The 22335-nt window shown below is 49.3% G+C and carries 18 protein-coding genes, 2 tRNA genes and 1 pseudogene; 9 read left to right on the forward strand and 12 right to left on the reverse strand.

What is annotated here, in order from left to right; all coding sequences use genetic code 11:
• The first annotated feature begins 87 nt into the window (after positions 1–87).
• A complete protein-coding gene (locus tag ACR0QE_RS03440) occupies positions 88–774 on the forward strand; it encodes an aminotransferase class I/II-fold pyridoxal phosphate-dependent enzyme (RefSeq protein WP_432626969.1) in 687 nt (228 codons plus the stop codon).
• Between the two features lie 121 nt (positions 775–895).
• Here the strand turns inward: ACR0QE_RS03440 and ACR0QE_RS03445 are convergent.
• A tRNA-Glu gene (locus ACR0QE_RS03445) sits at positions 896–967 on the reverse strand.
• Positions 968–971: 4 nt separating this feature from the next.
• Positions 972–1045 (reverse strand) — tRNA-Pro (locus ACR0QE_RS03450).
• A 464-nt stretch (positions 1046–1509) separates the two neighbouring features.
• Between ACR0QE_RS03450 and ACR0QE_RS03455 the strand changes: the two genes are divergently transcribed.
• The 3 genes from ACR0QE_RS03455 (at position 1510) to ACR0QE_RS03465 (ending at position 5705) form a co-directional block, all read left to right on the forward strand.
• Positions 1510–2139, forward strand: a complete 630-nt coding sequence (locus ACR0QE_RS03455) for an RraA family protein (RefSeq protein ID WP_432626970.1) — start codon at positions 1510–1512, stop codon at positions 2137–2139.
• Positions 2140–2212: 73 nt separating this feature from the next.
• Positions 2213–4495: a hydratase gene (locus tag ACR0QE_RS03460; RefSeq protein ID WP_432626971.1), complete on the forward strand. Its 2283-nt coding sequence runs from the start codon at positions 2213–2215 to the stop codon at positions 4493–4495.
• Positions 4496–4748: 253 nt separating this feature from the next.
• Positions 4749–5705 (forward strand): LysR family transcriptional regulator, encoded by a 957-nt coding sequence (locus ACR0QE_RS03465; protein WP_432626972.1) that lies wholly within the window; start codon positions 4749–4751, stop codon positions 5703–5705.
• Positions 5706–5712: 7 nt separating this feature from the next.
• Here ACR0QE_RS03465 and ACR0QE_RS03470 read toward each other — a convergent pair whose 3' ends face one another.
• The 4 genes and pseudogenes from ACR0QE_RS03470 to ACR0QE_RS03485 all read right to left on the reverse strand — a co-directional run bounded on the left by ACR0QE_RS03470 (position 5713) and on the right by ACR0QE_RS03485 (position 9021).
• On the reverse strand, positions 5713–6399 hold the full coding sequence (locus tag ACR0QE_RS03470; protein ID WP_432627024.1) for an ATP-binding cassette domain-containing protein: 687 nt from the start codon (positions 6397–6399) through the stop codon (positions 5713–5715).
• 15 nt (positions 6400–6414) lie between these two features.
• Positions 6415–7134: pseudogene (locus tag ACR0QE_RS03475) on the reverse strand (ABC transporter permease); the annotation flags it as partial.
• A gap of 86 nt (positions 7135–7220) precedes the next feature.
• Positions 7221–8327 carry an ABC transporter substrate-binding protein gene (locus ACR0QE_RS03480; protein WP_432626973.1) on the reverse strand — a complete coding sequence of 369 codons (1107 nt, stop codon included), beginning with the start codon at positions 8325–8327 and terminating at the stop codon, positions 7221–7223.
• 112 nt (positions 8328–8439) lie between these two features.
• Positions 8440–9021, reverse strand: coding sequence for a YcxB family protein (locus ACR0QE_RS03485; protein ID WP_432626974.1), 582 nt, complete (start codon positions 9019–9021; stop codon positions 8440–8442).
• A 261-nt stretch (positions 9022–9282) separates the two neighbouring features.
• Here ACR0QE_RS03485 and uxuA point away from each other — a divergent pair, with 261 nt between their 5' ends.
• The 3 genes from uxuA to ACR0QE_RS03500 all read left to right on the forward strand — a co-directional run bounded on the left by uxuA (position 9283) and on the right by ACR0QE_RS03500 (position 12914).
• Positions 9283–10368, forward strand: a complete 1086-nt coding sequence (uxuA, locus tag ACR0QE_RS03490; RefSeq protein ID WP_432626975.1) for a mannonate dehydratase — start codon at positions 9283–9285, stop codon at positions 10366–10368.
• Between the two features lie 143 nt (positions 10369–10511).
• Positions 10512–11186, forward strand: coding sequence for a GntR family transcriptional regulator (locus ACR0QE_RS03495; protein ID WP_432626976.1), 675 nt, complete (start codon positions 10512–10514; stop codon positions 11184–11186).
• A gap of 117 nt (positions 11187–11303) precedes the next feature.
• Positions 11304–12914 (forward strand): mannitol dehydrogenase family protein, encoded by a 1611-nt coding sequence (locus ACR0QE_RS03500; RefSeq protein WP_432626977.1) that lies wholly within the window; start codon positions 11304–11306, stop codon positions 12912–12914.
• A gap of 944 nt (positions 12915–13858) precedes the next feature.
• Here ACR0QE_RS03500 and ACR0QE_RS03505 read toward each other — a convergent pair.
• A complete protein-coding gene (locus tag ACR0QE_RS03505) occupies positions 13859–14821 on the reverse strand; it encodes a LysR family transcriptional regulator (RefSeq protein ID WP_432626978.1) in 963 nt (320 codons plus the stop codon).
• A 330-nt stretch (positions 14822–15151) separates the two neighbouring features.
• Here ACR0QE_RS03505 and aspA point away from each other — a divergent pair, with 330 nt between their 5' ends.
• Positions 15152–16573: an aspartate ammonia-lyase gene (aspA, locus tag ACR0QE_RS03510; protein ID WP_432627025.1), complete on the forward strand. Its 1422-nt coding sequence runs from the start codon at positions 15152–15154 to the stop codon at positions 16571–16573.
• Positions 16574–16694: 121 nt separating this feature from the next.
• Here the strand turns inward: aspA and ACR0QE_RS03515 are convergent, their stop codons facing one another.
• Positions 16695–17723 (reverse strand): 3-deoxy-7-phosphoheptulonate synthase, encoded by a 1029-nt coding sequence (locus ACR0QE_RS03515; RefSeq protein ID WP_432626979.1) that lies wholly within the window; start codon positions 17721–17723, stop codon positions 16695–16697.
• A 179-nt stretch (positions 17724–17902) separates the two neighbouring features.
• Complete coding sequence (locus ACR0QE_RS03520; RefSeq protein ID WP_432626980.1) at positions 17903–19321, reverse strand: MATE family efflux transporter; 1419 nt, start codon at positions 19319–19321, stop codon at positions 17903–17905.
• A gap of 218 nt (positions 19322–19539) precedes the next feature.
• Between ACR0QE_RS03520 and ACR0QE_RS03525 the strand changes: the two genes are divergently transcribed.
• The gene (locus tag ACR0QE_RS03525; RefSeq protein WP_432626981.1) at positions 19540–19959 is read left to right on the forward strand and encodes a C-GCAxxG-C-C family protein; all 420 of its coding nucleotides are present in this window, start codon (positions 19540–19542) and stop codon (positions 19957–19959) included.
• Between the two features lie 138 nt (positions 19960–20097).
• Here the strand turns inward: ACR0QE_RS03525 and ACR0QE_RS03530 are convergent, their stop codons facing one another.
• The 3 genes from ACR0QE_RS03530 to ACR0QE_RS03540 are packed head-to-tail and all read right to left on the reverse strand — an operon-like array spanning position 20098 to position 22141.
• The gene (locus ACR0QE_RS03530) at positions 20098–20622 is read right to left on the reverse strand and encodes a Gx transporter family protein (protein ID WP_432626982.1); all 525 of its coding nucleotides are present in this window, start codon (positions 20620–20622) and stop codon (positions 20098–20100) included.
• The gene (locus ACR0QE_RS03535; RefSeq protein WP_432626983.1) at positions 20619–21038 is read right to left on the reverse strand and encodes a NusG domain II-containing protein; all 420 of its coding nucleotides are present in this window, start codon (positions 21036–21038) and stop codon (positions 20619–20621) included. Before ACR0QE_RS03535 ends, ACR0QE_RS03530 begins: the two co-directional genes overlap by 4 nt.
• Entirely contained in the window at positions 21035–22141 is a 1107-nt protein-coding gene (locus tag ACR0QE_RS03540) for an FAD:protein FMN transferase (RefSeq protein WP_432626984.1), read from the reverse strand. The genes ACR0QE_RS03535 and ACR0QE_RS03540 overlap by 4 nt, the downstream gene beginning before the upstream one ends.
• Between the last annotated feature and the right edge of the window lie 194 nt (positions 22142–22335).

Consider the following 22335-nt stretch of genomic DNA (forward strand, 5'->3'; position numbering starts at 1 on the left):
CGTATGTTATCGTTAATTCGTTCATTAGAATGATTGATAATGAAAGTCTCATAGAAACGAATCAGTCTTATATACTTTCGAGTATATTTGGAAGTTCATGTATATGAGAACCCAACGAGCTTTAGCCGTTGGAGTGTCAGCAGGGCGGAACTTGAGGAACTGTTTGATTTTGCTGACCGACATGACATTGTGGTGGTTGCAGATGAGATACACAGTGATCTGATTTTGGAAGGGGAACATATTCCTGCGATTACATTGAATGAAACAGCCAGACAGCGGGTGATCCTTCATCATTCCGCAAGTAAGACTTACAACATTCCCGGCCTTCCGCTGGCATTTGCCATTATCCCGAATGCAGAGTTAAGGCATAGATATGAAAAGGTGGCAGCTACGATGCATGCACCATTTGATACGCTTTCTTTCATTGCATTCGAGACGGCGTTTACTGAATGCGAGGAGTGGAGACTGGAATTATTAGAATATCTGCGGGAAAATAAAAAGTGGCTGGATGAACGGATCAGCCGGATTCCGGGGCTTTCCATCTGCCACAGTGAGGGAACGTATCTGGGATGGATCGATGCCAGAAGCACTGGATTAGATGATCCGGCCAAGTTTTTTGTGAAAGAAGCCGGTGTGAAATTTAATGACGGAGATTCTTTTTCTGCTCCCGGTTTTATTCGAGTGAACTTTGCCTGCCCCAGAGCCTACTTAGAGGAAGCTTTTAGTAGAGTCGAGACGGCGTTACTGTCTGCGCAACGTGTGAACAGTAAGTAATGGGAAGGAATTGGCAGAGAGGAGAGTAGAAGCGCAAAGAATGGACAATCAAGATAGCCAACATAAAATATCATAACAAAAAAGCTGATACAGAACTCTGTACCAGCTTTTCTCACTTTGATGACCTCATCGGGAATCGAACCCGAGTTTACGCCGTGAGAGGGCGTCGTCTTAACCGCTTGACCATGAGGCCGAAGTCGAGGCGACAAGATTTGAACTTGCGACCTCTGCGTCCCGAACGCAGCGCTCTACCAAACTGAGCCACGCCTCGATTTCTCTTCGTTTCTGAGCTTTTGTTTTGTGCTCTCGAATCGAACTCCTATATACTATCACGGATTTCGCCTTTCGTCAAGCAAAAAAATAAAAAAAATTAAAAAAATTTCAAAATTCCCGAAAAACCTTGAAAAACCGTTGCTTTTCGCAGGTTCTTCGAGGCTTTTTCGGCTTAAAAACGCGAAAATCTCTGGAAATCTTCAAAAAATCTCCCCAAAAAATTTTTAAAATCAGCTCAAATCGTTTTCAAAAAAGGTTGGAAAAAATCAAAATCATCATAAAGTCATCATAAAATCATTGTGCGGACTACAAGGCGAAAGACAAAACTATCGAAAATTGCATATAAGGGATATACAGCTTTATGTATTTGGAAAATGCATTTCCTGTTGATAAAATAGAATCATAAAAAATACATGGAAGTTAAAACAGATTAGTCAGAGGGCAGAGGGAGAGATTCAGCAGATGGAAAAGAAGATAGAAGAACTGGTCAGACATTTGAGAGAGTTTACGACGCCGGAGCTGTGTGACGGAGCTGGCTTATATCATTCGATGGATTATCAGATCAAGCAGAGAATCGGAAGAAAGAAGATTGTGGGACCGGCTGTGACTGTCGATGTGCCGAGCGGAGAGGGCGCGATCGTCGCTGATGCGATTCTCAAGCTCGAACCGGGTTCTGTGCTCGTGGTTGCAGGAAAGGGAAACTGTGACTGTTCATACTGGGGCGATCACCGAAGCATCTGTGCCGACATGATGGGCGCAGAGGGTGTCGTGATTGACGGAGCCTTCCGTGATCTGGAGGACTGTGAGCGCGCTGGATTTCCGATCTATGCGAAGGGGCTGACCTGCGGGACGGCGGCAAAGAGCGGCGCGGGTGCGATTAATGTGCCGGTCAGCTGCGGAGGCGTTTGCGTGAATCCGGGTGATCTGATTATCGGGGATGTGAACGGTGTCTGCGTGCTTCGGCCGGATGAGGCGGAAGCAGTGATGGAGCGGGCGATGAAGAAGCGGATTCTTCAGGAGAAAGTGATTCAGGAGATGAGACAGACCGGAGTTGTGAATCCGAAAGTCAAACTCAGAAATCCGGAAGATTAGAATTTCAAAATTTAATAAAAACGAAACTTGAAGGAACTTGATTTCAGAAAGGCAGAAGAGGGAGAAGACAGAAATGGCAAAACTGACGAATCATGGGGTATGTTTATCAGAAAATTATGAAGTGACACCGGCGGGAGAAGAGGAGCGTGCAGAGGGAAGAAAGAAGACGATGGCTTACCGTATTCTCGAGGCACATAACCACAGCGGAAATATGGATCAGTTGAAGCTGAAATTTGATGCACTGGTGTCCCCGGACAACAACTATGTCAATATCCTGCAGACGGCGCGTGCAAGCGGAATCAAGAAATTTCCGGTTCCTTACGTTCTTTCAAACTGCCACAATACGCTCTGCGCAGTCGGCGGTACGATCAATCAGGACGATCATGTTTTTGGACTCGGAAATGTAAAGAAGTACGGTGGAATCTTTGTGCCTCCGTACCGCGCAGTGCTTCACCAGTACATGAGAGAGATGATGGCAGGCTGTGGAAAGATGATTCTCGGATCTGACAGTCATACACGTTACGGTGCTGTCGGAACGATGGGAATCGGCGAGGGCGGCGGTGAGGTTGCAAAACAGCTGCTCGGCAGAACGTATGACATCGCCTGCCCGCCGGTGATTGCAGTCAAGCTAACCGGCGCGCCGAGAGACGGTGTGGGACCGCAGGATGTGGCATTAGAGCTGATCGCAGCGACATTTGCAAACAATTTCAATAAGAACAAGATTCTGGAGTTTGTCGGTGATGGAATCGCAAACCTCAGCATGGAATACCGGATGGGAATCGATGTCATGACGACGGAGAGTGCCGCGCTCTCAAGCATCTGGTGTACGGATGAGAAGACGCAGGAATATCTTAAGGATCACGGGCGCGAAGAAGAGTACCGACCGCTTAAGCCGGAGGCAGGAGCCTACTATGACGGCCTGATTGAGGTTGATCTGTCAAAAACCGAGTGTATGATTGCCCTCCCGTTCCACCCAAGCCATGCCGTTCCGATCCGCGAGTTCAAGGAGCACATGGAAGAAATGCTTAGAGAAGTGGAGAAGAAGGGACAGGAGATCAAGGGAGAGAACGGAAAGCCGTTTTCGATCATGTCTCATATGCGCGACGGAGAATTCTATCCGGATCAGGCGCTGATCTCCGGATGCTGCGGCGGTCTGTTTGAAAATATCGTCGCAGTTGCAGACATCCTGAAGGGTTACGGAATCTCCGGAGAGAAGCTGAATCTTGGAGTCAATCCGGCAAGCCTTCCGGTGATGGCAGATTTGATGGATCAGGGAATTGCGGGTGAGCTTGCAGTCTGTGGCGTGACTCTCCGCCCGGCGATCTGCGGTCCGTGCTTTGGCGTGACAGATGTGCCGGCGGACAATGAGATCAGCATCCGCCATATGACGAGAAACTATCCGAACCGGGAGGGCTCCAAACCGGGACAGGGACAGATGGCAGCGGCCTGCCTGATGGATGCGCGCTCGATTGCAGCGACGGTGAGAAATGGAGGACGCCTGACGGCAGCGACCGATCTCGATGTCGAGTATCGCCATCTGAAACCTCATTTTGACCCGCAGATTTACAAGAATCAGGTCTTTGACAATTTCGGAAAAGGAAATCCGGATGAGGAGCTTGTGATGGGACCGAACATTGCAGACTGGCCGGAGATGTTCCCGCTGACCGATCATCTGCTGCTGTGCGTTGCAGGCTCATACAAGGGATCTGTGACGACGGATGAGCTGATTCCGTCTGGAGAGCCGTCATCCTTCCGCTCAAATCCGGCAAAGATTTCGGAGTACACGATGATCAGCCGCGATAAAGACTATGTGGGACGGGCAAAGGCAGTCCGCTCGCTCGATGAGAAGAGAAGAAGTGCAGCTGATCATGCAGGAAAGATCACCGGGGAGAGTGATTGTGATGAGATTCTGTCTGCACTGATGAAGCGGGAAAACTGCACGGCGGACCAAATCACGATCGGAAGCATCATGGTCAGTGACCAGATCGGCGATGGTTCTTCGAGAGAGCAGGCGGCAAGCTGTCAGAAGGTTCTCGGCGGATTTGCAAACCTTGCAAATGAGTATGCGACAAAGAGATACCGCTCCAACCTGATCAACTGGGGTCTGCTGCCGCTTCGCACACAGGAACATCTGGATCTTCCGAACGGAATCTGGATCTTTGTGGAGAACATTCAGAAAAAGCTGGAATCCGGAGAGAAGAATTTTGCGATCGAGGTGCTTGGAAATGGAAAAGATGCCGCACAGCTTGCCGAGAATGGAAAGGGAGAGCATCTCGCCTGCACGTTAGACAGCCTGACGGAGGATGAGAGAAAGATTCTGTCGGCAGGATGCCTGATTAATTATTATAAAGGTTAAATCTGGAAACCGTTGCAAATTTGCTGATTGCACACAAAATGTAAAGAACAAAAAATAAGCAGACATAAACAATATCAACAGATATAAATACCCCCAAAATGCCCTCGCAATTCATGCTGAAATTCCCAGATGCTTGCACTGCTTTTGGAAAAACGGTATACTAAAGGGACGAAAGTATCGTTCGTGTACCGTTTTTTCAGGATACAGGATAAGATAAGAACGGGATCAAACAGAAGAAGACGGGGGCATTTTTATGGATTTTCGGGAGATGGTTTATGTCGTTACTGTGGCAGATTTGAAGAGCATCACTGCGGCGGCCAGAAAACTGTATATTTCACAGCCTTCCCTCAGCTATATCATTTCCAAGGTGGAAAAAGATGTGGGGGTCAAGTTGTTTGAGCGCAAGAATTATCCGTTGACGCTCACGTATGCGGGGGAGAAATTTGTCGATACGGCGAGAAAAATTTTGATGATGAATGACAATATGAGGCGGGAGCTGATGGACATCAGTTCCGGTCAGAAGGGAATGATCAGTTTCGGAATGCCGACGGAGCGCGCCGGATATATGCTTCCGAAAGTAGTCAGCGAGTACCGGAAAGAGTATCCGAAAGTGGAGCTTCGAGTGATGGAGGAGAAATCAGATGAGCTGATTCAGGCGCTTGTGAGAGATGAGATCTCGTTTATGATTCTTCCCCGGGACGGAAGTGAACTCCCGTCGGGACTCAGGACGGAACTGATTTATCAGGAAGAACTTTTCTTTGTGACGTCGAAGGATCTGATCACCGATGAGATGCGTGCCGGGGAGGATGGGAATGAGGCATGCCCGCAGGCGATGGCACAACTGCCGTTTATTCTGTTAAAGAGGGGACATGCGCTCAGAAAAAAGACGGATGAGCTGATGAAACAGCACGAGATCTCTCCGCATATCGCGATGGAAGTGTCGAGCTGCCTGTCGGCGGTACAGCTTGCGGCAGTCGGGCTTGGCGTTGCAATTGCACCGAGACGTGCGGTCGAAGTCCTCTCAAATGGACTCTCCCAGGCGTGCTGTCTGCGTGTTCCAAAGCCCGGAAGCTGGAATGTCAACGCCGTCTACAAGGAGGAACTCTATCTGGATCAGGCAGAGCGCCATATGATTGATCTGATGAAGCAGGTCTTCGGCCGGGGACAGGATCGCGCCGCGGCGGATGGGGAATCTCATAACAGCAATTAGAAATTACTTATAAGTGGATCACAGCTGCACCGAGTGCTTCTGCATCTTCTGCCTGATGGGTGGAGATCAGAAGCACTTTTTTTGAGACGAGAGGTTTCAGAAAACGGATGACCTCCCCTCTGGTTTCCTCGTCGAGCCCGGTAAAAGGTTCATCCATCAGAAGAATCGACGAGGGGGCGAGGAGGGCCCGACAGAGCGCCACACGCCGTTTCTGACCGCCGCTGAGTGTCGAGACGGGACGAGTAATGGCTTCAGCCGGAAGAAGGGCACAGAGCGCCGTATACGCGTCCTGACGGGAAAAGGTGCCGTGCGAGACGAGCATCACATTGTCAAGCGCGCAGAATTCCTCACACAGCCGGTCTTCCTGAAAGACGGCGGAGAAGCATGGAAGAGCACTGGAAGGTGGTGCCTGTGTTTTCGTCTGAAAATTTACATTTACGTTTCCGCTGTCAGCAGATTCAAGGCCGAGGAGAATCCGGAAGAGTGTCGTTTTTCCGCTTCCGGACGGAGCCATGAGGCAGAAAATTTTTCCCGATGGCAGATCCAGTGAGAGATTCGAGAGAATTGTCTGATCTCCAAAAGATTTGCAGAGATTCTGAATCTTTAAGGAAAATGGCTTCAGGGCAGATGAGCCGCTTTGCATTTCGTGCTTATGCAGATCGTGTGGCGGAAGTACAAAAGGGCGCCGGTTCATCACTCTGGCGAGATCGAGGATTTTCAGGAAAAACTGTTCGGTCAGGAGGCTGATCAGAAGAATCGTGAGCGTCCACGCGAAGAGATCTGAGGTCGCCAGATAGATTTTCGACAGGTAGAGGTGTTCTCCGACTGTGTGGGAGGGAACCCCGATAACTTCGGCTGCGATGCCGGATTTCCAGCTCATCCCGAGTGCAATCCGGCACCCGCTTGCGAGATAGGGGAAAAGCGCCGGAAGATAGAGAAAACGGATGCGGCCCGGCAGGGAGACGTGAAAGATCTCCGCCATCTCAAGCAGTTTCGGATCCACGTCCGCGAGTCCTGAGAGAGTATTGACATAGAGGATCGGAAACACGACGAAAAAGGAGATCAGGACAGAGAGATTTTCGGATCCCGCCCAGATCAGTGCAAGAATCACGAAGGAGGCGACCGGCACCGACTTCATCAGGAGGAGCGGAGGATTGAGGAGTTCTCTCAGAAGAGGAAAGCGAAATGAAAGACTTCCGGTCAGAATTCCGCCCAAAAAGGCGAGGAGAAATCCGCACATGATCCGCAGGAAGGAAGTATAGATCGACCTCCAGAAGTCGTGGGTAAAAATTTGCATAAAAAGGGAGCGGATCACATCCGCCGGCCCCGCAAGAAGAATATCGTTTGCGACAATCATGGACGCTGCCTGCCAGACGGCAAGCCACGCGAACACAATCGCCAGAGTTCTCAGAGATAACCGGTGACGCATGAAAACCGCTCCTTTTTTCTTTTTTATTTGAGATTTTTTGTCAGAAAGAATGTTCTTCCTGTAACGGATCGAGAAGTGCTTCGCCGTTAGTTCTGCTCAGACAGATAGTAGAAATCATCTGCCGGAAGTGCTTCGCCGACGGAAGTCGGATCCTGGTCATAGAGAACCTTGAGATAGCCGCTCAGTGCGCTCTTCATCTCCTCGCCGGTGAGGCAGGTGATGTTGCAGAACGGAAGGGCCTTCTGTGCGACAGGGGCTTTCTCGATGATGCCTGCTGCCACGATCAGATCCGCAGTTTCATCCGGATTTTCGTTTGCGAAGGAAGCAGAAGCGCGGTGATCGTTTAAGAACGTCTCCACCTCTTCCTGATGTTCTTTAAGGAACGGAGTGCGGACAACGGTGACACCGGTTACGAGCTGGCTTCCGTTATCGCCCTGAACGTTCTGCCACTGCTCCGTCAGATCGAGAACGATCTTCAATGCGTCGTTCTGCATGCATGCAGCGGTGACAAACGGCTGAGGAAGAACGCCGATTGCATCTGCATTTTCTTTCAGAACAGCGGCAACCTCGGTCGGCTCAGACTTGAATTCCAGAGTGACATCGCTGTCGCTCAGGCCGTTTGCGCTTAAAAGATAATGGAATACATAGTCCGGTGTCGTTCCCTTTCCGGTCATGTAGATCGTCTTGCCCTTGAGATCAGCGATTGACTGGATGGAATCGTCGGAAGAGACAACATCGAGAACGCCGAGGGTGTTGATGTCGATGACGGAAACGCCGCCTTTTGTCTTATTGTAGAGGACACTTGCCGTATTTGCCGGGATCAGGGCAATATCGACATCTCCGGATGCCACTTTTCCGAGAAGTTCATCAGTGGCGGTGACCATCGTGAATTCGTAATTGCCGCCAGCTTCTCCATTTTCATTTTCACTCATCAGATGAACAAGTCCCATGGAGGTCGGACCTTTTAAAGAGCCGACACGGACGAGATCTCCTGCGCTGCCGCTCTGTGCAGCAGACTGCTCAGATGCAGATTCAGAAGTGGACTCTGCGGACTCAGCGGATTCGGAAGAAGCCTCTGTGGCGGTTTCTGAAGTTTCAGGAGCAGCAGTTGTCTCTGCGGTCTTCTGACCGGAACATCCGGCGAGGATGGAAGTAGCTGCCAGTGCGAAAAGAAATGGTGCGTATTTTTTCATAATAGTTCTCCTCCTTGTAAAAACAAATGCCTGCGCCCATTATAGCACCATTTAAAATTTGTGTACAGAATACAAGACGGAAAAACACAAGAAAAAACATGAGAAAAAATCATTAATGTCTCCGGTCGTGAAGTTTTTCTGCCGGAAGTTTTTCTCTAAGAAAATCCCAGAGAACGTCGGCGGATACACTCGCCTGGCCATCCGGAAGCAGAAATGCCTGGCGCTCGGAAGCGTAAAAATAGATGGCATTTTTGACGCGCCATGCGCCGAAGAGATTGTTCCAGTTTAAGCGGAGTGTGCCCTCAGATTTATTCGGGGAGGTCACGGTGACGCCGTCAGGTGCATCTGTAAAATTCAGGGTGTAGACGAGGCGGGGTGGATCCAGTTTTAATTTTTTCGCCTGTGCCCGCACGGAGAGATAAAAGTTGAGCAGATATCCCGCGGGAATGACAACGCCAACGCCGAGAAGGACATTTCCCATGAGGACAGCCTGATCGGCATGCGCGCGGAAAATATAGCAGATCAGCGCGAAAAATCCCATGATACAGAAAAAGAGGATCGGCGAGCGAAGCCGTTTCTGGCGGATCAGAGTATCGAACATGGCGAAATCGCGAAACATCGTGGGGCCGACCCGGCAGGGAATGGTGATGGTTGTTTCCCCGGAAATAGCGGGAGAAGAATTGTTTTTGCTCATAATAAAAAGTCCTTTCTTTTTTAGTTTTTTCAGTTTTCGTTCTTCATTGTTTCCGATTCTTTCCAATCATACCGCAAAGTGTAGAAAACAACAATGAGAATAAAAAAATATTCGTCAAAAATACAAAATAAATACTAATATATTAGTTGACCAAAAACGAAAATAATAGTATAATGAGCCTATCACAACAGGAAACACATACAAACGAACAAAACAACGATACTTAATAACAAAATAAAAACCATAAGGAGGAACAAAACTATGAAAATGACATTTCGCTGGTATGGAGAAGGCAATGACCCGATCTCTTTAAAGCAGATCAGACAGATCCCGGGAATGAGCGGTCTGATGGGACTGTTAGACTACAAGGCAGCAGGAGAGGTTTGGACTGAGGAAGAGATCAAGCCGTACATCGAGCATGTTCACGAGGCTGGTCTTGAGTGTGAGGTTATCGAGAGTGTGAATGTCCATGAGGACATCAAGATGGGACTGCCGACCCGCGACAAGTACATTGAAAACTACATCACCACGATCCGCAATCTGGCAAAGTATGGCGTAAAGGTTATCGTATACAACTTCATGCCGGTATTTGACTGGCTTCGTACCGATCTGGCTCGTGTGATCCCGGAGGACGGATCTAACAGCCTGTACTTCGATGAGAAAGAGCTTGGAGAGATGACTCCGCTTGATCTGGTAAAGAAGACCGCAGAGGACTGCAACGGATTTACCCTTCCGGGCTGGGAGCCGGAGCGTCTGGCTGAGCTTGAGAAGACCTTGAAGCAGTACGAGAACATCACTCCGGACGATCTGCGTGCAAACTACAAGTACTTCCTGGATGCAATCATTCCGGTATGTGAGGAAGTTGGCGTGAAGATGGCTTGTCATCCGGATGATCCGGCATGGCCGATCTTTGGACTTCCGCGTATCGCACACAGCCAGGAGGATTATGACAAGATCTGTGCTCTTCACGAGTCTCCGGCAAACGGACTGTGCCTGTGTACCGGTTCCTTAGGATCCAACCCGGATAACGATATTCCGGCAATCATCCGTCACTTCGGTGAGAAGAACCGCATCAATGCAATGCATGTCCGCAACGTAAAATACCTTGGCTACCACAAGTTCCGTGAGGCAAGCCATCTGTCTTCCGACGGCGATCTGGATATGTTCGCAATCATGAAGGCAATCTACGACACCTGCCCGGATACCTACATTCGTCCGGACCACGGAAGAATGATCTGGGATGAGGTTGGCCGTCCGGGATATGGCCTGTACGACCGTGCACTCGGAGCAACTTATCTGAATGGTCTCTGGGAAGCAATCGACAAGATGAGCAAGAACGAGAAATAAGAACGGGAAACTGAGAATAAAAGATTGAGAACAAAAAATTGAGAACAAAAAATATAAGTTCAAAATAAGAGTTCAAAAGAAACATTCAAACATTCAAAAGAAAAACGAAAGCAGACCGCTGCCGGGAAAGGGAGGATTTCAACATGAAGATTGCAGACCGCCATCCGAGGGAAAACGGAAGAGATTATGCGATGCGCGTCATTCGGGATGGTATCATCAGTCTGGAGCTGGAGCCCGGGGCTGTGATCAGTGACCGTGAACTGGCAGCGGAAATGAATCTCTCCCGGACTCCGGTTCGGGAGGCGCTTTTGGAGCTGGCAAAAGTCAAGATTGTGGAGATTTATCCGCAGCGGGGAAGCAAAGTGGCGCTGATTGATTACAATTTAGTCGAGGAGGCGCAGTTTATCCGAAGTGTGCTGGAGACGGCGGTTGTTCCGCTTGTCTGTGAGAAAGCGACTGCCGATGATTTGAAAGATCTGCAGGAAAATATGGATCTTCAGGATTTCTACCAGCAGCACAACGGCGCGGAGAAACTTCTCGAACTTGACAATGCGTTTCACCGCCTCCTGTTTCAGATTGCCGGGCGGATGCAGGCATATGAGATGATGCAGAGCATGACGGTTCATTTTGACCGTGTGCGCAGCATGGCGGTATCTTCCGTGAAGGAACAGCACTGGATTGAGGATCATCGCCAGATTCTGAATGAGATCCGTGAGAATCATCCGGAAGAGGCGAAAAAATGGATGGAAAAACATTTGAGCCGCTATCAGGTCGATGAAACGGAAGTGCGGGCAAAGTATCCGCAGTTTTTTAAGTGAGTTTTCAAGTGAATTTTCAAGCAAATCAAGTGGAACTTTAGGTGAGATTTCAGACAGGATTTCAGAACGATGATAGTGGGCGCTTGAAGAAATTCTGTTAAAGGAGAAATAGAAAAAATGAAACTGACACTGGAAGGATTAAAAGACAGAGCAAACTGGGAAGCAGCAGGCGTTGTGCTTCCGTCTTATGATGTAACCGCTGTTGCAGAAGAGACGAAGAAGGCACCGGTATGGGTGCACTTCGGAGCAGGAAATATTTTCCGTATCTTTATCGGCGGACTGGCTGACAAGCTGATCTCTGAGGGAGAGATGAACAAGGGAATCACCTGTGTGGAGACCTTTGATTTCGATGTGATCGATAAGATTTATCGTCCGTATGACAATCTGGTACTGGCTGTAACGCTGAAGGCTGACGGTTCTACCGACAAGCAGGTAATCGGCTCTCTGACCGAGGCTATCAAGGCACAGTCTGCTGACGAGGCTGAGTGGAACCGCCTGAAAGAGATTTTTGTAAATCCGGTTCTTCAGATGATTTCCTTCACGATCACCGAGAAGGGATATGCGCTGAAGAATGCAGATGGTCAGTATTTCCCGTTCATTCAGGCTGATATTGACAATGGTCCGCAGAAGCCGGGTGCTGCAATGGCAGTTGTCTGTGCACTTCTGTTTGAGCGCTACAAGGCAGGAAAATATCCGCTGGCAGTCGTATCGATGGATAACTGCTCTCACAACGGCGAGAAGCTGATGAACTCCATTCTGACGATGGCAAAAGAGTGGGAGAAGAAGGGCTTTGTCGATGCAGGATTTGTGGAGTACCTGTCCGATGAGAAGCAGGTTGCATTCCCGTGGAGCATGATCGACAAGATCACCCCGCGTCCGGCAGAGTCTGTATGTGAGGAACTCAAGCAGGCAGGAATCGAGGACATGGATCCGGTGATCACCTCCAAGCGCACCTATATCGCTCCGTTCGTAAATGCAGAGGGACCGCAGTACCTTGTCATTGAGGATAAGTTCCCGAACGGCCGCCCGGCACTCGAGAAGGCTGGCGTTTACATGACTGACCGTGACACCGTAAACAAGGTGGAGCGCATGAAGGTAACAACCTGTCTGAACCCGCTTCACACTGCTCTGGCAGTGTACGGCTGCGTGCTCGGCTATACCCTGATTGCAGATGAGATGAAGGATGCAGAGCTCAACCGCCTCGTTCACGAAATCGGACCGGTTGAGGGTATGCCGGTTGTGACCGACCCGGGCATCCTTTCCCCGAAGGATTTCGTAGATGAAGTTATCAACATCCGTATCCCGAACCCGTTCATGCCGGATACGCCGCAGCGTATCGCAACCGATACCTCCCAGAAGGTGGGCATCCGTTACGGTGAGACAATCAAGTCTTATGTTGCAAAGTACGGCGATGCAAAGAAGCTGACTGCAATTCCGTTAGCAATCGCAGGCTGGTGCCGTTATCTGCTCGGTGTTCAGGATGATGGACAGAAGTTTGAACTGTCCGCAGATCCGATGGCAGCAGAGCTGACCGCAGAGCTGGCAGGCATTGAGGTAGGAAAGCCGGAGACTTACACCGGACAGCTGAAGGGAATCCTTTCCAACGCAAATATCTTTGGAATCGATCTGTATGAGGCAGGAATCGGTGACAAGGTAGAAGAGATGTTCAAGGAAGAGATTGCAGGAACCGGTGCAGTTCGCGCAACCCTGAAGAAGTATCTTGCATAAAGCGTGCAGAGTTTTGAGTAGAATTATAGAATGAGTGAAACAGCTCTTTGAGTTTCCGTTTTTATGTTAAAAAAGTCGGGATAAAATCTATTGTGTGGATTTTATCCCGACTTTTTTGTTGTATTCTACAAGAAAAAATTTGATAGTGGAATATAAAGAAGTAACGAGATTAGAATCTAAAAAACAGCAGATGGAGGTACTCTCATGAAAAATATTATAGCATACTCGATCTGAAAAGTGCCTTATATTGACAAAATATGGCTGTTTTTATAAAATAAAGGGGCACAGGCAAAACTCCTCATTCTGACTGAACATAATGAGACGGGTTAGGCGGTTGGTCACGCTTGGATAGTAATGTCCAATTAATATAGACATCCTTGCACTCCGGTGCTGTGGAAATATTTTTCACAAAGGAGGTGTCGTGCGTGACAGATGTACAAGAGTTTATTCTCGGAATTATGCAACTGGCAATAAGCAGTGTTATTGCTGAATATATTGTTCGTTGCATCGATAAATTTTTGCACAAAAATAACCGCCATGGCAAGTAGCGGTTACTTTTGTTAGCTTTTTCACTGGTAAACGAATATATTGTCCAACCGTCTAACGGTTTTTGTCTGTGTGTTTCCATCTTTATTATAGAATATCATTATAACAAAATCAAGGGTCTAATGTACGAAATTCGTCCAATTCATTGTGATAATTATTGATAAACTTTGCAACCTTCTCTGTTTTCCATTTTTTATAAAACTTGCTAGTCATTTGAGAAAATCTTGATTTTATTTATAAAAACAAGACTTTTTATGATCTTATATAGTTCATACAGGAGCATGATATAGCCATTTGTCTATGATAGATATAGTTATATAGCAAATTTGATTATAGGATAAGCATTGGATTGGTGCGGGATGATTCTGATCAGCTTGCTGATGTCTTCCCATTCTCTATCATGGATTTGATTTCCGGTCTGTCTGTGGGACGATTTTCAGGAATTCCCGCACGGCAATGGACTGGTAGCGGTTTCTCCGGTAATAAAAGTGAACATCACGGGAAGCGTCCTGGTTGTCGAGTTTGTAGAAGAGAAGAGACTCCTCTTCTGGCACATGGCGGATCAGGACATCGCCGCAGAAAGAGATTCCCATCCCGTATCGGGAGAGATTGTAGGCCGTGATCTGCTGCTCTGCCTCGAGTTTGATTTTGGGGATAAAATGTCCGTTGTTTAAGCAGATTTTCTCGGCGCGGGTGCGGGTGTCATTTCCGCTCTTCAGAAGAAGAAACGGGGCATCCTCGAAAATGTGGAGCGGAACCGGGGGAATCCGGGAACTCAAGTGTCGGTCTTCCCGGATATCCGCGGCGGTCAGTGCGTAATTGCGGACCTGCTCATTCTGGGGGAAACGTGCGGGAACGGCGAGAAGCAGGTGCTCCTCACAGAAGAATTCACTGCCGTACACGGAGGAGTCAAGCGCCTGGTTGTCGATCAGCAGGTCGAGCGTTCCGGCATAGAGTTTTTCCGTCAGCTCTGCGGTGGAATCCTCGACAAGATCGATGTGGATTGCCGGATATTTTTCCGTGAAGCGGGAGAGGAGAGGTGGAAGCACGTAGGAGGCAAAGAGATTGGTTCCTCCGATGGAGATTGTGCCGCTCTTTAATTCCTGCATGTCATTGACATAATTTTGAAAGCCGTTTTCTACGTCCATGATGGTCTCAGCGGCGCGGATGTATTCCCGGCCGAGTTCGGTCAGCTGGATCGGATTGCAGCTTCGGTCAAAAATCGGAAATCCGATCTGTTTTTCTTCTTTTTTGACAGCGGCGCTCAGTGAGGGCTGGCTGATGTAAAGGTTTCGTGCCGCTTTTGAAAAATTCATTTCTTTATATACTTCGTAAACGTATCGCATTCCAAGAAAAGTCATAAAAATCTCCCAATATCCATGATGTACAAATCTTTTGTAGATGAATGTATTATAGACAAATATATTATAGATAAATGTCTATATAAATTATCCTATTATAAGTATTTGAAAATATTGTAAGCAGATTTTATACTGATGTCAAGGGCAGAGATAAAATGGGAGTCTCTGGTCAAATCGATAGAAAAAAGATAGAGAAAAGACGGAAAAGAAATTTGAGAAGAAATTAAAAGAAGAAATTTAAAAGAAAATTAAAAAGAAAATTTAAAGGGAAATCTAAGAAGACAGACAAGACGAGAGATAAGGGAGAGACTGAAGATGAAAGACGAGCAGATGAGATATAGACTGGAACATGATTCGATTGGAGAGAAGGAGGTTCCGGAGGATGCGTACTACGGTGTGCAGACGCTCCGCGCGCACGAAAACTTTTCGATCACGGGACTCAAAATGCACCCGGAGCTGATCAACAGCGTGGCGCAGATCAAGAAGGCGGCGGCGATCACAAACTTTGAGGTCGGAGAGCTCGACAAGAAGCGCGCAAATGCGATTGTCCAGGCGTGTGATGAGATCATTGCGGGAAAACTGCATGACCAGTTTATTGTGGATCCGATCCAGGGAGGTGCGGGAACTTCCCTGAATATGAATGCGAATGAGGTTATTGCAAACAGAGCGATAGAGATTCTCGGCGGAAAGAAAGGAGATTACTCGATCGTCAACCCGAACGACCATGTCAACTTCGGCCAGTCGACGAACGATGTTTTTCCGTCCTGCGGAAAGATGGCGGCACTCAAGCTGATCACGAATGCGCAGGAACAGCTCAAACGCCTTGACGAGGCACTGACCGCGAAATCAAAGGAATTTGACTCGGTCATCAAGATGGGAAGAACCCAGCTTCAGGATGCGGTTCCGATTCGTCTCGGTCAGGAATTCCACGCATATGCATCTGCAATCAAGAGGGATATCAGACGGTTTGAGAATGCGAAGGAGGAGATTCGCTGCCTGAACCTTGGCGGTACGGCGATCGGAACCGGACTCAATGCAGACGTGCAGTATTATCGCCGTGTCGTAAAAAATATGTCGGCGCTGACCGGGGAAGATCTCGTGCAGTCCTACGACATGATTGATGCGACCCAGAATCTTGACAGTTATGCATCTGTATCCGGAATTGTCAAAAACTGTGCGGTCAACCTCTCAAAGATGTGTAACGATCTGCGCCTGATGTCGTCCGGCCCGCGAACCGGTTTCGGGGAGATCAATCTGCCGGCGAGACAGAATGGCTCATCGATCATGCCGGGAAAGATCAATCCGGTGATTCCGGAGGTTGTGAATCAGGTGGCATTTAACATCATCGGAAATGATATGACGATCACGATGGCGGCGGAGGCAGGCCAGCTGGAGCTGAACGCATTTGAGCCGATCATTTTCTACAACCTGTTCCAGTCGATTGAGACTTTGACATCCGCAGTCAGAACGCTTGTGGACAACTGCATTGTGGGAATCACGGCAAATAAGGAACACTGCAAGGAGATGGTGGAGAACAGCATCGGAATCATCACTGCAATCTGCCCGTATGTGGGATATGAGACAGCAGCAAATATTGCAAAAGAGGCTTTAAGGACAAACCAGTCGGTCAAAAAGCTGATTCTCGAGAAGGGTCTGATGAATGAGGAACAGTTAAAGACTGTGCTCGATCCGTTTACGATGACTGAGCCGGGAATTTCCGGAAAAGATCCGTTAGAGCAGTTGAAATCATAAAACGAAAGGAAATGTAGATAAGCCTGAATATAAAAATGGTCAGAAGCCGGAAATCCATCCGCTCCTGACCATTTTTTGTTATTGATGATAAAAGTAAGTTCAAGTCGACGCTTGCAAGGATTTATACGCTCTCTGCAATCTCGTACAGCAGACGCTCGGAATCCTCCCAGCCTAAGCACGGGTCGGTGATGGACTTGCCGTAGCAATGCTCGCCGATCTTCTGATTGCCCGGTTCAATGTAGCTCTCGATCATGACGCCCTTTACGAAGTTTGCCAGATCCTCGGAGTGACGACGGCTGTGCATAACCTCTTTGACGATTCTGATCTGCTCCTTGTACTGTTTGTTGGAGTTGGAGTGGTTGGCGTCCACGATGCATGCCGGATTCTGCAGGTTGCGCTCCATGTAGAGCTTGTGCAGAAGAACCAGATCCTCATAGTGGTAGTTCGGCAGGCACTGACCATGTTTGTTGACAGCACCGCGCAGGATGGTGTGAGTCCACGGATTTCCGTCGGTCTTTACCTCCCAGTCGCGCATGATGAACTCATGACCGTGCTGAGCTGCCTGAACGGAGTTGAGCATAACGGAGAGGTCTCCGCTGGTCGGGTTCTTCATTCCTACCGGAACATGGCAGCCGCTGGAAACGAGACGGTGCTGCTGGTTCTCAACGGAACGTGCGCCGACAGCGATGTAGGACATGATATCGTCAAGGTAGGAGACGTTGTCCGGGTAAAGCATCTCATCAGCGGTGGAGAATCCGGTCTCTTTCAGGACGCGCATGTGCAGGTGACGGATTGCGTGAAGGCCGTCAGCCATGCTCGGGCGCTTCTCCGGATCCGGCTGATGGAGCATGCCCTTGTAACCCTCGCCGGTGGTTCTCGGCTTGTTGGTGTAGACACGCGGAACGATCAGCAGTTTGTCCTTGGTTGCTTCCTGAACCTTTACAAGACGGCTGGTGTAATCGAGTACGGACTCCTCGTTGTCAGCGGAACACGGTCCGATGATGACAAGAAACTTGTCGCTTTTTCCTGCAATGATATTTTTTACTTCCTCATCGCGCTGTGCTTTGATGGCAACGCAGGACGCCGGCAGCGGGAACTGCTCTTTGATTTCTGCCGGAGTCGGCAGTTTGTTAATGAATTCGAATGCCATAATTTTCTCCTCGTCTTCCGATACATTTTCGCGAAAAATGTCGCGCTTGTGTTTCATTATAATATGCACAAATTGAAAATGCAACGAAAAGCGCAAAAAGCCGACAATTTTCGCAAATTTTTCGTTCCTGTGCACAAGCACACATTTGAAAATCAGGTATTCCAGATATTCTAAGTATTCTAAGAAATGCCTGCTTTCCGTTTCTCTCTGATTCCGAGAGGACTGAACACCAGATAATAAATCAAAAACAGAATCGTGGTGCACACCCAGGTCAGCGGATAGCTGAACATGATTGTGTAGATATTGCGGTGGAGCGGGACAATCGCAATAATCCAGAATACACGCAGGACGCAGACTCCAAATGCACACAGAACCATAGGAATAAAACTGTCGCCGACTCCGCGCAGGGCACCGGAGAAAATCTCGATTGCGACGTAGGTCGTGTAGAGCGGGGAGAGGTAGTGCATCATACGAATGCCGATCTCGATGACATCCCGATCTGTTGTGAAGAGATCGTAGGCGTAAATTCCGAAGAAATATACAAGCGCGGAGACGAAAAGTGAGGACACAATCGTCATTCCCATGCAGACGCGCACTCCGCGATGAATGCGCTCGCGCTTTCCCGCGCCGTAATTCTGACCGACAAAGGTTGTGATTGCGATTCCGAAGGAATTGATGATCATCCAGAAGATCGAGTCAATCTTTCCGTAAGCGGCCCAGGCAGCGACGGTGTTTGTGCCGAGAGAATTGATGCCCGCCTGAATGATGACATTTGACAGACCGTACATCACCGACTGGAGACCGGCGGGGAGACCAATGCGGATCATCCGCTTAAGCATCCGCGTATCAATGCCGATCTGTGAGAGATGGACGCGGTACATGTCCGAACTTCGGCAGAGGCATGCGAGGACGAGGAGGGCGCTGAGAATCTGGGAGCAGACTGTTGCGATGCCGGCTCCGCGGACCCCGAGCCGGAGAACGACGACGAAGAGCAGGTCGAGCACGATGTTTGTCATACAGCTGACAATCAGAAAGTACAGTGGCCTTCGGGAGTCTCCGACTGCACGCAGGATCGAGGAACCGGTGTTGTAGAGCAGGTTTGGAATCATACCGAGAAAGTAGATTCTCAGATATAAAATCGAGAGATCCATGATGTCCTCCGGGGTGCTCATTGCGCCGAGCATCCACGGTGCGAGGATAATCCCGACAACCATGATGCCGGCTCCGGAGATCATTGCAAATGCGACGGAGGTGTGGACAGCATATCCAACCATCTCAGGACGTTTTGCGCCGTAATACTGGGAGATGATGACGCCACATCCGGCGGACAGACCGACGAAGAAGCCGACGATCATCTGGGTCAGCATACCGGCAGACCCGCTGACGGCGGACAGGGCTTCTTTTCCGACAAAGCGGCCGACAATCATTGCGTCGGCGGTGTTGTAGAGCTGCTGGAAAAAGGTTCCCATCAGAATCGGAAAAAAGAAGAGAAGAAGCTGTTCCCAGATGACGCCCTCGGTGATTTGATTGGTTGTTTTGCATGTTGAGGAGGCATCCGAAGAGTTTTTATTGAGTGAAAGTTTTTTTGAAGTTTGCATATGTTTCAGATCTCCTTTCTCTTTTCGTTAGGTCGGTACTTCGGTACATTTGGGTGTTTTTTCATTATATCACAAAAGAAAAAGCAGGCAAAGGGGGCGGCTGGGCGAAGAGACTTGGCATTTGGTGAAAGTTGCGCTATACTGAGACAAGGAGCCGCTTCCTGAAAGTAGTTTTGGGAAGCAGATGAAAACAGATTCAGACAAAGGAGACGAGAACAATGAAAACACGGGTTGAAGAGACAATTGGTCGTCATGACAAGGGATATAACTGTGCGCAGGCAGTTGCATGTACCTACTGTGATCTGGTAGGGGTAGATGAGGAGACGATGTTCAAGATGACGGAGGCGCTTGGACTTGGAATGGGTGGTATGGAAGGAACCTGTGGTGCGGTCACGGGTGCCTGTGTGCTTGCCGGAATGAAGAACAGTACCGGAAATCTGGAGAAGCCAAACAGCAAGGGAGCTTCCTACAAGCTGTCCCGCCAGATCGTGGAGGAGTTTAAGAATCAGAACGGAGCAACGCAGTGCCGGGAACTTAAAGGCGTGGAGACCGGAAAAGTTCTGCGCGCCTGCCCGGATTGCATTCGTGATGCAGCTCGCATTGTGGAGAGCGTGCTGTTTGCAGATGAGGAGAAATAAAATACAAAGCGCGGTAATATCCTGCCGAAAAATGCTGTATAAATATATGTGACCCCCCATTTTTGCTGAATGATAAAAGCATGTTGACTAATAAGCATAAGTAGTATAAGGATAAGAAAAGCTGGGAGAAGCGAGCGTTTAGATACGCCCGCCTCGTCCCAGCTTTTTCATATGTGTGAGGAGGTACTGCGCGCAGTGACCTGTGAAAAATCCGCTGATGATGCCGGATACCATCAGAACCGGAAGATACCAGAGGATCTCCGGGGTTCCGGTGATGGCAATTGCTGCGCCGATCTGACCGATGTTGTGAAAGATGGCTCCGATCACGCTCAGAAGCCAGAGCCGTTTTAACGGAAACAGCGGAAAGAGAAGGGCGCAGACGAGAAAGCAGAGAAGACCTCCGCTGAGGCTGTACGGCAGGGTCATAATCTGCCCGCTTGCGAGGGCTCCGAGTACGACGCGGGCGAGCAGGACCATCAGGGCATCCTTTCGTCCGTACAGGTAAAAGACAGAGAGGGTCACGATGTTGGCAAGTCCCATTTTCACTCCGGGAACGGAGGTGAGGGGCGGGATATTTGCCTCGATCACAAAGATGATGAGGGCAACGGTGGTCAGGAGCGCAAGCTGGGTCAGACGAATCGTTGCCGAGCTGCGCCCGCTCATCGGCCAGTCACCGCATCCAGCGCGTTTTCATCACCGGTCCCCTCTGATCCGTTTGAAGAATCTGCGGAATCCTTGAAACGGATGCTCAATTTGTGCGGAAGACAGACGATCGGTTCCGGCCCGTGGGAGCGGATCCCCTGTTTGACGCAGATCTGATCGCGGCAGTCTGCCTCGATCACGCCGATGCCATCCGGGGAAATCTGAATCGTGTTCTGTGCGCCCGGCTCTCCGACGGTGAACGTCTCGGTGTCCTTGATGGAAGAGAGATCAATCGTGCGGATCAGTTCGCCCTGATAAACGATTTCTGCGATATTCTGCTGGCTTCCTCTCTGACGCAGGATCATCCACATGCCGAGAAGTCCGATGCAGAGCACAGCGAGAGCAAGTGTGATCAGGAGGTTTGTCTTCTTTCTCAAGAAATCACCCGGACCTTTCCGCCGTTTGTGACTTTGCAGCGGTCTGCGAGTCCGGAAGTCACAAGAACTTCTCCGCTGTCTGTCATCATAATGGCTTCAAACTGATCTCTGTGGTTCTGCCAGAAGGCGGAGGCATCATCCGGTCCCATGATGAAGAGGGAGGTTGAGAGCGCGTCTGCGAGTGTGCCGTCTGGACTGATGATTGTCACAGAAGTGAGTCCGCTCTCAGCAGGATAGCCGGTTCTTGGATCGATGATGTGATGATAGTGGACTCCGTTTTCTTCAAAGTAACGCTGGTAGGCGCCGGAAGTGATGACTGCCTCGTCAGATACTTCGACGACGGCGAACATCGAGTTCAAATCCTTGGGATCCTGAATGCCGACACGCCACTGTTTCCCGTCCGGTTTAGTCCCAAGTGTCTGGACATTTCCGCCGAGGGAGATGATGCCGGAAGTCACACCGTGCTCCCGGAAGACTTCCATAACGCGCGCGGAGGTGAAGCCCTTTGCGATGCCGCCAAGATCAAGTTTGACGTCTTCCGGAAGCGTCACATGGCTGCCGGACAAGGTTACGGTTGAGGCGTCGACGTGGGAGAGAAGTTCAGTCAGCTCAGCGTCCGACGGAACCCGGTAATTCTGGGTCGTGAATCCCCAGGCCTCCATGACCGGTTCGATTGTGCAGTCAAAAATGCCGTTGGTCTCCTTCCCATATTCGAGAGCGCTGGCAAGCAGGCTTCTCGTATCCTCAGAGAGATCCCCCTGTCCATCTCTGTTTACCCGGTAAATATCTCCGGTCTCGCTCGAGATCGAAAACAGTTTGTCGAGACGCTGGATCTCAGCGCCTGCGGCGTCGAGCGCTTCGCGGGCATGGGAGCCGTAAGCGGTCAGGGACATCACCGTGTCCATCGCATAGAGTTCACTGCTCTCGCTCTCGTTTTCCTTTGGGTCAGGAGCGGAAGGTTTGCCATTCGTGTTCTCAGAGGCAGACTGTCCGGACTCCGTAGAATCAGGTCCCTGGGAATTTCCTGCATTTCCCGCACAGCCCGATGAGAGCAGTGCAGTGCACAGCAAAGCCGCAGTAAGTGTCTTTTTTATGGTTTTCACAAAATTATCCTCGATTTCTCCAATATAGTGTAAGTAATAATAGTGTAATTAATAATACGGAAAAAGGTCGGCCAGATGCCGACAATAGGATCATATTAACATTGGCTAACAGGGTTGTCAAGCATCGGAAAATGCCCCGGATTTGCAAAAAAGAGGAGGAAAAAGCGAAAAGAAAACAGGAAAAAAAGTCAATG

It is taken from the genome of Brotaphodocola sp., from assembly GCF_050873065.1.
Taxonomy (GTDB): domain Bacteria; phylum Bacillota; class Clostridia; order Lachnospirales; family Lachnospiraceae; genus Brotaphodocola.